Origin of the sequence: Salmonella sp. K21076 (assembly GCF_039650795.1) — a bacterium.
Taxonomy (GTDB): Bacteria; Pseudomonadota; Gammaproteobacteria; order Enterobacterales; family Enterobacteriaceae; genus Salmonella; species Salmonella enterica.
On sequence record NZ_JBCLYA010000044.1, the window covers coordinates 76610 to 89703 of the forward strand.

10 protein-coding genes, 1 pseudogene and 1 CRISPR repeat array are annotated in these 13094 nt (G+C 48.8%); of the genes and pseudogenes, 8 read left to right on the forward strand and 3 right to left on the reverse strand.

The features are described from left to right. Positions 1 to 84: 84 nt before the first annotated feature. Positions 85 to 1038, reverse strand: a complete 954-nt coding sequence (gene sopD / locus AAYN39_RS12045) for an SPI-1 type III secretion system effector SopD (protein ID WP_001145541.1) — start codon at positions 1036 to 1038, stop codon at positions 85 to 87. 380 nt (positions 1039 to 1418) lie between these two features. After that, positions 1419 to 4119, reverse strand: a pseudogene (locus AAYN39_RS12050) (CRISPR-associated helicase/endonuclease Cas3). 357 nt (positions 4120 to 4476) lie between these two features. Between AAYN39_RS12050 and casA the strand changes: the two are divergent. The 7 genes from casA to cas2e are packed head-to-tail and all read left to right on the forward strand — an operon-like array spanning position 4477 to position 10364. Next, positions 4477 to 6012 (forward strand): type I-E CRISPR-associated protein Cse1/CasA, encoded by a 1536-nt coding sequence (gene casA / locus AAYN39_RS12055; protein WP_000366321.1) that lies wholly within the window; start codon positions 4477 to 4479, stop codon positions 6010 to 6012. 16 nt (positions 6013 to 6028) lie between these two features. Further along, positions 6029 to 6631 carry a type I-E CRISPR-associated protein Cse2/CasB gene (gene casB, locus AAYN39_RS12060; protein WP_000935107.1) on the forward strand — a complete coding sequence of 201 codons (603 nt, stop codon included), beginning with the start codon at positions 6029 to 6031 and terminating at the stop codon, positions 6629 to 6631. Between the two features lie 22 nt (positions 6632 to 6653). Further along, positions 6654 to 7712 (forward strand): type I-E CRISPR-associated protein Cas7/Cse4/CasC, encoded by a 1059-nt coding sequence (gene cas7e, locus AAYN39_RS12065; RefSeq protein WP_001681565.1) that lies wholly within the window; start codon positions 6654 to 6656, stop codon positions 7710 to 7712. Between the two features lie 9 nt (positions 7713 to 7721). Then, positions 7722 to 8447 (forward strand): type I-E CRISPR-associated protein Cas5/CasD, encoded by a 726-nt coding sequence (gene cas5e, locus AAYN39_RS12070; RefSeq protein WP_000666425.1) that lies wholly within the window; start codon positions 7722 to 7724, stop codon positions 8445 to 8447. Further along, entirely contained in the window at positions 8447 to 9151 is a 705-nt protein-coding gene (gene cas6e, locus AAYN39_RS12075; RefSeq protein WP_000281411.1) for a type I-E CRISPR-associated protein Cas6/Cse3/CasE, read from the forward strand. Before cas5e ends, cas6e begins: the two co-directional genes overlap by 1 nt. Next, positions 9151 to 10068, forward strand: coding sequence for a type I-E CRISPR-associated endonuclease Cas1e (cas1e, locus tag AAYN39_RS12080; RefSeq protein WP_000118669.1), 918 nt, complete (start codon positions 9151 to 9153; stop codon positions 10066 to 10068). The genes cas6e and cas1e overlap by 1 nt, the downstream gene beginning before the upstream one ends. A gap of 2 nt (positions 10069 to 10070) precedes the next feature. Then, a complete protein-coding gene (gene cas2e, locus AAYN39_RS12085; RefSeq protein WP_000062282.1) occupies positions 10071 to 10364 on the forward strand; it encodes a type I-E CRISPR-associated endoribonuclease Cas2e in 294 nt (97 codons plus the stop codon). 110 nt (positions 10365 to 10474) lie between these two features. Further along, a CRISPR array of direct repeats spans positions 10475 to 10869; the repeat unit is 29 nt; unit sequence GTGTTCCCCGCGCCAGCGGGGATAAACCG. A 14-nt stretch (positions 10870 to 10883) separates the two neighbouring features. Here cas2e and AAYN39_RS12090 read toward each other — a convergent pair. Then, a complete protein-coding gene (locus tag AAYN39_RS12090) occupies positions 10884 to 11930 on the reverse strand; it encodes an aminopeptidase (RefSeq protein WP_000490486.1) in 1047 nt (348 codons plus the stop codon). A gap of 250 nt (positions 11931 to 12180) precedes the next feature. Here AAYN39_RS12090 and cysD point away from each other — a divergent pair, with 250 nt between their 5' ends. After that, positions 12181 to 13089 (forward strand): sulfate adenylyltransferase subunit CysD, encoded by a 909-nt coding sequence (gene cysD / locus AAYN39_RS12095; protein WP_000372384.1) that lies wholly within the window; start codon positions 12181 to 12183, stop codon positions 13087 to 13089. The last annotated feature ends 5 nt before the right edge of the window (positions 13090 to 13094 follow it).

Here is a 13094-nt window from a genome sequence, read left to right on the forward strand (position 1 = left end):
TCCTTACGCGGTATGATTATACTTGCTGCTATGTAAAATCCGGCAGGCAGCCGGATTTTAAATTGGTTATATTACTGGCTATCTTTATGTCAGTAATATATTACGACTGCACCCATCTTTACCAATGTGCAAAGAACGTTCATGCGTTAGATATAGCTTTTCAAGAATTACATCAATAAACATTTTTTTTGCATGGTAGTCGTTATAATCCTGATTAAGTTTTTTTAAAAAACCGGAATTTGTTGGTTTAAACTCTGCAAACGGTGAATAGGTATGTAGTAAATAGGAGATGCACGGATGCATCATGCTAAAAGCGACTTCACCTTGTACCTCCTGATAACCTATTTTGCAAAACTGAGTTGTAGGCTCAAAGTTACCGGCATTAATACAGGCCAGCATCGATTTTTCATCTTCAGTAAGCGAGTCCTGCCATTCGACAAGCGGGTGGTCTGGAGCCTCTGCGGGACGCATCATCTCATAAACCGCCGCTTTGATTTGTGCATTGCCCGTCACTTCTTTTCGTAGAGTAGAAATCGACTCCTGAAGTAATTCCGGGTGCCAGGTCATCTTCGCACCAATCACCTCGCATATTTGTAAAAATAACTGTCTCTCTTCTCTACTCATAGATTCTATCACTGCATCATCTGATATATTGAGGATGTCCTTAATATTGCTTTGGCTGATCACCGTGTCGCCGACCATAAGTAAAAATTGTGTCTGAGAAGCGTCCATCTTGATAGTAAACAGATCCTGATGAGCCGGGCAGGCCAGATGTTGTAGCCGTTTAAAGGCGTAAATTTTATTGATATCCTCTACGTTAACTTCCATCTCTCCAGGTTCACCACGGCCCTGCCCGTGAATGATGGAGTGTAACACTTCCAGCGCATGGTCCTTTTTTTCCGCTCTAAAATGATCCTGGACTTTATCCCAGCCCCCCATATGGATTGCTTTTTCTTTATCTGCGCTTAACAGATGAGCAAGCCGACTTTCATTAAGCGTATAATTTTGATGATTACCGAAGCTTAAAGTGACTGGCATAATATTTTCCTTCAAATTTATATTATTCAATATCCGGAGTAAAATATATCGTTCAATTCGCTCTTTTTTATTAAACAGACAAGGTTTACTACAGGAGAGAATGTGAACGGCATTATCAATACAGCACATTTATGGTTGGTAATCCTTTGTGGTGACGATAATTCAGACAAAAGGTAGATGATTCGCCGCAAATGGTCGTTTTTTTAAAATTTTGGTTTGTCATGGATGGTGTTGATGCTGAGAGATAAAGTATGATGAAATGAAGTAGTTAAATTTAATTAAGGGTATTCATGGAAATGGATATAGATAGAGAAGCTACAAAGATTTTAGTGAATCTAATGTAATAACTTCTCTATACAACGGAGTTAGAATAATACCCGTTATCCAACCAATCCAAAACGTTTACTGTAATAGCTAGCTTCTCCGGTATCAGATACCAGCACAATCTGTCCGGAAGGGCGATGGTGGCGTTTTCTGAAACAGGCTAATGTTTCCTCATCTGGACATTGGAATGTACCAGAATTTTTTTGCCACCATGATTTTCGGACGGATAAGCGACTTTTTTCCCAGCAGAAATCTATTTCATCAACTAAAGGGCGTAGCTGTCCATCAATGTCTTTTCTGGCGAGATAAACATCAACACTCTCTTCACCCAGACGGGTAGAAAATTCTCTATCTTTATCCCATAAAAAGTCGCTGGCTTCTCGATCGTAACCGAGATCGTAACGTAATAAATTTTGCGCAGCCACTGAACGTTGGCTAAGGACTTTGCCAAAGGCAACGTCAGAGATCGTCTGCAAGCCTGCTGGCGCAGCAATTTTCTGCTCGTATACGCCGTCAACGAGTGCTCTGGCATTATCCGGCATACGGATCTCACCATGTTGACGCAGCAGCGCCTGGGTACGCCACAGGCAGGCATGATCGGTGTAAACAAAGCCGGTACCTTTTAGCTCTTGCCCCAACCAGCCCTCTTCTGCCTGCTCCTGCCAGTGAGGGGCCAGAAATATGCAATACTGGTGGCTGGCGTTCATCCGGAAGCGTAGATTTTCGTTGCCCATGGGCATCGCGGATATGGCGTTGCAGGCGACCGGCGCGCTGGATCAATAAATCAATCGGCGCCAGATCGGTGATCATCCAGTCAAAGTCCAGATCGAGACTTTGTTCAACGACTTGTGTGGCGATTAATACCTTACCACGTCGTTCAGAAACGGGGGCATTGTTACCAAACCAGTTTAACGTTTTATTTTCAATAGCAATACGATCGATAAAAGCAAAACGGCTGTGGAAAAGCAAAAGATCCTGCTCTGGAACGATTCCCTCGTGTAGCAACTGCTGGTAAGTGTCCAGCGCATCATCAACCGTGTTGCGGATCCAACAAATGCACTGTCCGGTTGCCACAACGCGATAAATAATGTCCAGTGCTTCCTGGCGCTGCTGTATCCAATTAACGGCTACAGTCCTTTGGACTTCGGGACGTGTGGCCAGTGGTTGCTCTAACAGACCGGAGGAAGTGAGGTGGCTTAACCATGGATAACCCGCGTTATCGCTACCACCAGCGCTCATAAATTCCGCGCCATCGCTAAACGCATTAAGTAATTTTTCCCGTAAAGCGGCGGGAAGAGTGGCGCTCAGAATAATAGCGCTACCGCCCTGGGCGGCATGGAAGCGCAATAAACCTTCCAGCAATTTAACCATATAACCATCATAGGCGTGCACTTCATCCAGCAGCAGGATTTTGTCGCGCATCCCTAGCAATCGGAGCGATTGATGGCGAAAAGGCATCACCGCCATTAAGAGTTGATCCAGCGTACCTACGCCGACTTCCGCCAGCAGCGCTTTTTTGCGTGAATCTGCAAACCAGGTATGGCACTCAGTAGTCGCGTTGCCATCATCACGGGCATAATCTTCAGCTATATTTTCTGTTGGCTGCCAGATGGATTGTCGGAAAGAGTCCGACATTTCTCGCCCACCGTGTGCCAGGATGAGCGATGGCCTGGACTCATCGGTAAATAGCGCATGATAAGCCGATGCCAGGCGCTGATACATGGCGTTTGCGGTGGCCATTGTCGGCAACCCAACGTAGAGACCGTGGCCTTTATTGGCTGACATTAAGCGGTGAGTCAGAATCAGTGCGGCCTCTGTTTTGCCTGCTCCGGTAACGTCTTCCAGGACAACCAGCTGTGCACCGGGTGCTGAAATATCCAGTTCGCTTGCTCGTTGCTGAAGAGGGGTGAGCGTCTGAATGAACGGAAATAATGCCCGGTGATCTTGATAATGGCTGTGCTGAGATAACGGCGGCATTCGGAGGATGGCCTGTTGGGCTTTTTCACAAGCGAGAGGCCAATAATCTTTCAATGGCATGGCGCTGCTGAGCAGTGGAAACTGGCTTTCATCCGAGCCCATCCAGTCGGCGAGGGTGACAAGCCCAGCGAAAAACCAACTGTGCTGTTTTAAACATTTTCTCCCTGCTTTGGTTTTCCATTCCTGAGGTAGAGTGAAAGGGAATAATTCACTTAATGCTTCCAGATAATGCGTTGCTGCGACAATGTCTTCATCGGTGAATGCCAGCGAGCTTCTATTTTTCATGGTGTCCGGCGGGATGCCATGGTGCCCGGTGCTAATAAGCATCCAGCTATTTAAAGCGCTTTCAAACCTAGCGCGATTTTCTGGTTCAATGCCTGCGATAATTTCATTACTACCTGAACTCCACGCTTCAAATAATTTACCCCATAAATAGAAGCCTAAGGAATCATGTCTCTCAAATGCGGAAACACCGCTAATGGGAGAGACTAAGGGAGAGTCTGGGAATTCGGCGTATTTTTGAAATCCTCTGGCGAATTTTCCGATATCGTGGCTGGCAAGAAACCAGATTATCCAGTTTTCTGCATTTGTACCTGAGATATTACATTCTTTTAATATATTACATGAATTGAATGTATTGTTTTTTATTATGTATTCCCCGCATGCAGCAACGTCCAGGCAATGGTATGCCAGTAAATGATAATTACAGGTTATGTTTTCTGTTGATTTATCTGTTTTCCCCCAATAGCAGAGGTAGTCCAGATATTCTATCTGTGTCATCTTTTTTCTGTAGGAGGGGGATTACAATGAAATCGATAATAAATTGGGATACGGGTAATTGGCCAGTTTTTTTGTCTGGATTAGGTTATCCCCACTGGCGCGGGGAACGCTGCGCTATTAAGACTGCATCTACGGTTTATCCCATAATTTTAGGGAACGTATTAAAGATAACAGATAACTATAAAAAATACATAGTCTGATTTAAGACTGTATCTACTTTTTATTTATATTTTCGTCTTCGAGAAAATGTAGTATAACTCCGATGACAGTATTTAAGAGATACCTCAGGACGGAATCTACCTATAGGTAGGTAATATTCCAAATTGGCTTAATAAATAGCCCTGCAGGAGTAAAGGTATGGATTTAACCAAAGAGAAATGGCTTCCCGTCATATTCTCAAACGGCGATAAAAAGAAAATATCATTACGCGATCTTCTGGATAACCGCATTCAGGATCTTGCCTATCCTCGGGCTGACTTTCAGGGGGCGGCATGGCAAATGCTGATTGGTATTTTACAATGTACCGTCGCGCCGGAAGATAAAGAAGAATGGGCAGATATCTGGCATGAAAGTATCGAATTCGAACAATGGGAGAAGGCGTTAAATACGATTTCTCTGGCTCTACAGTTCGGCGAGCAAAAACCTTCCTTCCTGCAAAGTTTTGATCCTCTCGATAGTGAATATGGTTCTATTGCCGGGCTGCTGGTGGATGCGCCGGGCGGGAATGCGCTCAAGCTCAATAAAGATCATTTTGTAAAACGTGGCAACGTAGAACAAATATGTCCTCACTGCGCGGCGATAGCGCTATTTGCGATTCAAACCAATTCACCTGCCGGCGGGGCGGGTTACCGGGTAGGGATGCGCGGCGGTGGTCCGCTGACTACGCTGGTGGTACCGCAGGAAGAAGATAAATATCCACTATGGAAAAAACTTTGGCTTAACGTTTTGCCGCAGGAAGAGCCGCCGAATGTTACACAGCATCCACTCATTTTTCCCTGGCTTGCGCCGACGAAAACCAGCGAAAAAGCGGGGAATGTGGTCACACCGGATAATGCGCACCCCTTGCAAGCCTACTGGGGGATGCCGCGGCGCATAGAACTGGATTTCACCCACACTGTGGCAGGTATCTGCGATTTGTGCGGGGAGCATCACGAATCACTGCTACTGCAAATGCGTAGTAAAAATTATGGCGTTCAGTACGACAGTTGGCTACATCCCTTCTCCCCATATCGGCAGGCATTGAAAGATCCATCCGCACCCTGGCTGGCGTTTAAAGGGCAGCCGGGCGGGTTAAGTTATAAAGACTGGTTGGGGCTGATGCTCAATCGTGAGGATAAGTTCAACAAAATGCAGCCTGCAAAGGTCGTTCGTGCCGCTGGTCAGCGGAACAAAATGAGCCTGTGGTGCTTTGCCTGGGATATGAATAAGGCCAAGGTCCGCTGCTGGTATCAGCACCGAATTCCGCTCATTAGCGTTTCGCACGAAGAGCAATTTCTCGCTGCGCTTAACATTGTGCTGGTGCTGGCTAGTGAGTCGCTGTCGCTGTTACGGAACGCGTTAAAGAGCGCCAAATTCGATTGTCCGAAAGAAGCCAAAATGGATTTTAGTATGGTGGATATCGCCTTCTGGCAGGAAACCGAACCCGCTTTTCGGACGTTGCAAGAGGCGCTGGCTGTCGATCCGCTTCGGCAGGATACACAGACTCGTCACGCAGTAAGTCAGTGGGAGGCGGAATTAGCACACTATCTATTTCACGTTTTTGACCGTGATGCCCTGACCAACCCCGACTGCCCGGACGATATCCTGCAGCGCCAGCTGACGGCCCGACAGGATTTAGCCAGCAGCTATCGTAAACATAAAGCGCGCAAGGATGTGTTGGCGCTGGTCGAATAACAGAAGGAAGCCAAATATGCTGAATAGCAATACAGCAGTGTTATGCAGAATTCTCCACCCCGATGCGCAGAAGGCACTACTTGACTGGTTTGCTACGCTGTCTGAGCGTTATGAGCGCAAGGATGGTAAACGAGTCAACGGTCGCGCCTGGCGGGCTGAGTTGAAAAGAATGGCGCCGCCATATGGCGTAATGATATGTGAAGGACATGACGCTCTCCGCCAGGCTCTGCTTAAACATATGCGACTGCAACCTCTTGATGAGATGGCTCTGGCTCTGTTTGTCAGCGTCGCTGTGCATATTAAGAGTCATAAGGAGAATATTAGTTTCGCTGCGCAGTTAGGGGAAAAGCTTAAAGGTTCCACGTCGTGCGTTTCTGGTCTGCGTTTTGAACGTTTGCAAAAAGCGTCCGACCCGGAAACATTTTGCCAGTTGTTGATTCAGGCAGTGAAGATTCGCGGTACGGAGGGGGTGAATGTTCTTTCACTTGCCGATGGCATTTTCCTGTGGATGGAAGAGTGGCAACGACGCGAAAACCATCAGCCGGAATTCCGTAACCCCTTTGAACGAAGTCGCATCCGTTGGGCGAACGAATATCTTTCCACGTCGCGTGGCAAATAATCATTTTTAGAAGGATTTGATAATGACAACTTTTATTCAACTGCATTTATTGACTGCTTATGCGCCCGCTAACCTGAATCGTGATGAGTCTGGCAGACCGAAGACCGCGTTTATGGGAGGAGTTGAGCGTTTACGCGTATCGTCGCAAAGTCTGAAGCGTGCCTGGCGGGTGTCGGAAACTTTTGAAGCGGCAATGGATGGCTTTATGGGTAAGCGTACTCGTCGAATTGGCGTGGATTATGTTTATCGTCCGATGAAAGATGCCGGAATTGAAGAAAAAATTGCTAAGAGTTCGTCTGAGTTAATCGCTAAGCAATTTGGCAAGCTTAAAAGTGATAAAGATGCGAAACCGGAAAAAAATCTCGAAATTGAGCAGATCGTTCACGTCAGTAACCATGAAATTAGTTTGATTAAACAACTGGTTGATACGCTAATTGCCGACAAACGCGAACCTAACGATGAAGAAGTGAAGCTTCTGCGCAAAGAACAGCGTAGCGTAGATATGGCGCTGTTTGACCGTATGCTGGCGTCATCGCCTGAGTTCAACGTCGAGGCTGCTTGTCAGGTATCCCATGCGTTGGGCGTAAGTGCCGTGACCGTTGAGTCTGATTTTTTCACCGCCGTTGACGATCTGAATAATAAAGAGGAAGACGCAGGTTCCGGGCATATGGGCGAGCAGGGTTTTGCCTCGGCGCTTTTCTATACCTATGTCTGTATCAGCCGCGATCTGCTGGTGGAAAACCTGGGTGGTAACGAAGAACTGGCGAAGCGTACTATCGCGGCACTCACTGAAACAGCGTTAACCGTCTCGCCAACCGGTAAACAAAACAGCTTCGCTTCTCGTGCCTATGCCACCTATGCGTTGGCCGAAGTCGGGCAAAAACAACCGCGTTCTCTGGCGGCGGCATTTTTCCAGCCGGTACGCGATACCGATCAAATTCCTGCGGCAATAACCCGTTTAAAACAGCAGCGCGCCAGCTTCGATAGCGTATATGGAAACTGTGCAGACGATTATCGTGAGTTGAACGTTCAGGAAGGTACGGGATCTCTGGCGGAATTACTGGCCTTTGTTAGCCAGTAAGGATGAATAATGAAGGAATATCTGGTTTTTCAGCTTTATGCGCCGCTGGCGTCGTGGGGGGAGGAAGCGTCTGGCGAGATTCGCCACTCAGCTACGGTTCCCACGCGCTCTGCGCTATTGGGTCTGCTTGCCGCAGCGTTAGGAATTCGTCGCGACGAAGAAGCGCGGCTGAATAACTTTAACCGGCACTATCATCTGGCGGTGCACGCGTTGGCTTCACAAGATCGCTGGTTGCGGGATTATCACACGGTTAGCGCGCCGCGAGAAAACAAAAAGTATCGTTATTACACGCGCCGGGATGAACTGACTCTCGCGTCGGATGAAGTGGGAACGCTTATCTCGCAGCGAGAGTATCGCTGCGATGGCTACTGGCATGTGGCAATAAGCGCCACGCCTGATGCACCATATTCGCTTAGCGAATTGCGAGAGGCGCTGCTGACACCGCATTTTCCGCTCTATCTGGGGAGAAAATCCTGCCCGCTGGCGTTACCGTTAGCGGCGCGTTTAATGACCGGCACCTTAAAAGAGGTATTCACTCATGCTGTGGAGGAGATTTCCGCAGCGGAATTAAGTGGATTTACCCTGCGTGAGGGTATTTGTTATTGGGATGATCCTGATGAGGAGAGTCTGGTCTGGCAACAAAAGCAGCATAGCAATAACCAGCCAGTTAGCCGCCAACGCTGGCAGTTTGGCGGCTACACCCGCTTCAATGGGCCGTTGCAGGAGAGAACATAATGTATCTTTCTCGTATTCAACTCCGGTTTAATAATTTGCGACCGGAGATGTTGGCAAAGTGGAATTCAGCCAGGCCTTATGCCAGCCACCAGTGGTTATGGCAGCTCTTTCCGGAACAGGAATTGCGTCAGTTTCTGTTTCGCGAAGAGGCGCATGGCGGCTTTTTTATGCTCTCGGCAATACCGCCGTTATTGCAGCACTCCCTGTTTCTTATTGAAACCAAACTATTTAATCCGCAACTGACAAATGGTCTTGAGCTTGATTTTCAACTACGAGCTAACCCGGTGATAACCCGTAACGGTAAGCGCAGTGACGTGATGATGAACGCGAAACATCAGGCGAAGGCGAATGGTGTGGAGAAAGAACGGTGGTGGGAGCTTCAACAGCAGGCCGCGCAGGCGTGGCTGGAACAACAAGGGCAGCAGCATGGTTTCCGGTTGATTGCACCGGAACCTGATGATTTCGCTATGTGGGCTGGTGACGAGTACAGTGAATTGCAGGCGCATTGTGGATGCGTGCAAGCGTATCAGCAACATCGTTTTGTCCGTAAAGACCAGGAAACCCCAATCACTTTCAGTAGCGTTGATTTTAGCGGTGCGCTCTGTATCACCGATGCAGCACTGTTTAAACAGGCTTTATTTTCCGGATTAGGTAAAAGTAAAGCGCTGGGCTGCGGAATGCTGATGGTAAAAAGGAAACGCTGATGAGCTGGCTGCCGCTGAATCCCATCCCGTTGAAAGACCGTGTTTCGATGATATTTCTCCAGTACGGACAAATTGATGTGATCGACGGTGCGTTTGTGCTTATCGATAAAACGGGTGTACGTACCCATATTCCTGTTGGATCGGTGGCCTGCATCATGCTGGAACCGGGGACGCGGGTTTCCCATGCCGCCGTGCGACTTGCGGCAACGGTGGGTACGTTACTGGTGTGGGGGGGGGAAGCGGGCGTACGCGTTTACGCTTCGGGGCAGCCTGGTGGTGCCCGTTCCGACAAATTGCTTTATCAGGCGAAACTTGCACTGGATGAAGATTTGCGGCTGAAGGTCGTGCGTAAAATGTTTGAATTACGTTTTGGCGAACCCGCGCCGAGCCGTCGTTCTGTAGATCAATTGCGTGGTATTGAGGGGAGCCGTGTGCGGGCAACCTATGCACTACTTGCTAAGCAGTATGGCGTGAAATGGCAGGGACGTCGCTACGATCCGAAAGACTGGGAGAAAGGCGATGTCATTAATCAGTGTATCAGCTCGGCAACCTCCTGCCTCTATGGCGTAACGGAGGCGGCAATACTGGCTGCCGGATATGCGCCCGCGATTGGATTTGTGCACACCGGCAAGCCGCTTTCTTTTGTCTATGATATTGCCGATATCATTAAATTTGAGATCGTTGTACCGAAAGCATTTGAAATTGCGCGACGTAATCCTGCCGAGCCCGATCGTGATGTCCGTATTGCCTGCCGGGATATCTTCCGCAGTGGAAAAACATTGGCGAAATTGATTCCTCTTATTGAAGATGTTCTCGCGGCAGGGGAAATTCAACCGCCGTTACCTCCTGAAGATTCACACCCCATAGCGATCCCTCTTCCTGTTGCGTTGGGAGATTCCGGTCATCGGAGTACCTAACGATGAGTATGCTGGTTGTCGTTACCGAAAATGTTCCTCCTCGTCTGCGGGGGAGGCTGGCCGTCTGGTTACTGGAAATTCGAGCTGGTGTGTATGTTGGTGATGTTTCCGCAAAGATCCGCGAGATGATATGGCAACAGGTTTCCGTTCTGGCAGATGAGGGAAATGTTGTTATGGCGTGGGCGACAAATACAGAATCAGGTTTTGAGTTTCAGACTTTTGGTGTAAATCGACGTATTCCGGTAGATCTTGATGGACTGCGATTGGTGTCGTTTCTACCTGTTGAAAATCAATAAGTTAGAGATCTTTAAAAATTAGGAAAAGTTGGTGGGTTTTTTGTGCGCTAAAAAAGTATTTAAATTCAATTGGGTAGATTTAGAGTGTTCCCCGCGCCAGCGGGGATAAACCGATCCCCGCGCCAGCGGGGATAAACCGATCCCCGCGGAGGTTGCGCAACCGGTGTTTTAGTGTTCCCCGCACCAGCGGGGATAAACCGTAAAACTATAACCAACATTAATCTTTTTTAATGTGTTCCCCGCGCCAGCGGGGATAAACCGCGCGCCAAAGAGGGCGACGTAAAGGCGTATCTGTGTTCCCCGCGCCAGCGGGGATAAACCGGCGGTAAAAATCACGGTCGGCATACATCGTGGGTGTTCCCCGCGCCAGCGGGGATAAACCGCAATTCACGCGGCGGCGATTGGCGATTCGCGTGTGTTCCCCGCGCCAGCGGGGATAAACCGATCTGTCTGATATCCGACACGGGTTGCTGTCCGTGTTCCCCGCGCCAGCGGGGATAAACACGTTTCACCAGCATATCAGGACGTTTTTTCCGCCTTCGCCAGCTCTTTTACCAACGGCAGCATTATCCGCACTACATCGCGGCTACGGCGCTCAATCCGCCCTGGCAGCGCCTTGTCTATATGCTGTTGATTATCAAGCCGTACGTCGTGCCAGCTATTGCCGTTCGGGAAGGATGCATTTTTCACACGTTGCTGGTATCCGTCTTTTTTACCCAGATTCCAGTTCGTCGCCTCAACAGAAAGCACCGATATTCCCGCTTTATCGAAAACCTCCGCATCATTACAGCAACCCGTTCCTTTGGGGTAGGATGGATTGCGTCCCGGATTGGTGTTGGCGGCGATGCCATAACGGCGCGCAATCGCTAATGCCCGATCGCGGGTCAGTGTACGCACCGCTTCCGGCGTATTTTTCCCGCTATTAAAATAGAGCTTGTCCCCAACAATCAGGTTATTGAGATTAATCACCAGCAGCGTATTTTTCTTCTCAGCGTCACTCATTCGTTTGAGTAAATTTTCCGCGCCTAGCTTTCCCTCTTCTTCCCCGCTGGTGGCGATAAAACGAATCCCATAATGGGTCGGTATATCTTTCAGACGCGCCGCCAGTTCCAGCATAACGCCTAATCCCGCGGCATTATCATCCATTCCCTGTAACGTTAAACCGCCCAGATTGGCATCGACATCAGCATCGCTCTGCGGAGCGTAGGTATCCAGATGCGCCATAATGATGATCTGCTGCGGCACGCGCCCTTCATGGGCGGCGATGACCGTACTGCCCGTCACGTTATGCCAGTTTTTGCGATTATCCTTCGTGGTATAAATAAATCGGCTATTAAACGTTCGAATATCGCTTTGGTATCCCATCTGGGTAAATTGTTGGCGTAAATAATCGGCAGACAACATCTCGGCGGGGGAGCCAGTCATTCTCCCGGGAAAAAAGGTGGCGATATGTCGTGCCTGAGTATTCGCTATTTCACCAGGCCCTGGTGATGCTGCTTGTGCAGGAAGGATAAAGCCTACGCCGAGCGCCAGAATGACGGCAAAGCGGCGCGTTGCGGAAAACATAATGAGTCCTTAAATACAGAACAAAATTTTACGGGGCTAGTATGAAACCGCGATCGTGTTAATACAATTTCATTTGCTCCTAAATGCTGGCAATCCGGTACGTTAAGCATTTTTTGATATTGGTTTTTGGGCCGCGTTATTCCTTTGAGGAACTACTCATTCCAATTCGTCATTTCATTCACTCTCCCGCGCTCCCTATAGTCGTGTAATCGAAATGTTTAGCAAAAAACGGTATTGCAAAGGAACGGTTATGGATCAAAAACGACTCACCCACCTGCGGCAACTGGAGGCGGAAAGTATCCACATTATCCGTGAAGTAGCAGCGGAATTCGCTAATCCGGTCATGCTGTACTCCATTGGTAAAGACTCCAGCGTCATGCTGCATCTGGCGCGTAAGGCGTTTTATCCGGGTACGTTACCGTTCCCGCTATTGCACGTTGATACCGGTTGGAAATTCCGTGAGATGTACGCCTTTCGCGATCGTACCGCCAACGCATACGGCTGCGAATTGCTGGTACATAAAAATCCAGAAGGCGTGGCGATGGGCATCAATCCGTTCGTTCACGGTAGCGCTAAACACACTGACATTATGAAAACCGAAGGGTTAAAGCAGGCGCTGAATAAGTACGGTTTTGATGCCGCGTTCGGCGGCGCACGGCGCGATGAGGAAAAATCCCGCGCGAAAGAACGTATTTACTCCTTTCGTGACCGTTTCCATCGCTGGGACCCGAAAAATCAGCGGCCAGAGTTGTGGCGTAACTATAACGGTCAGATTAATAAAGGCGAAAGTATACGCGTCTTCCCGCTCTCCAACTGGACAGAGCAGGATATCTGGCAATACATCTGGCTGGAAAACATCGACATCGTGCCGCTGTATTTGGCTGCTGAACGCCCGGTTCTGGAACGTGATGGCATGTTGATGATGGTGGATGACGATCGTATCGACCTCCAACCTGGCGAAGTCATCAAAAAAAGGATGGTGCGCTTCCGTACACTTGGCTGTTGGCCGCTCACCGGGGCGGTGGAATCCCACGCGCAAACGCTGCCGGAAATTATCGAAGAGATGCTGGTTTCTACCACCAGCGAGCGCCAGGGGAGGATGATTGACCGCGATCAGGCGGGGTCGATGGAGCTTAAAAAACGTCAGGGGTATTTCTAAGGAGC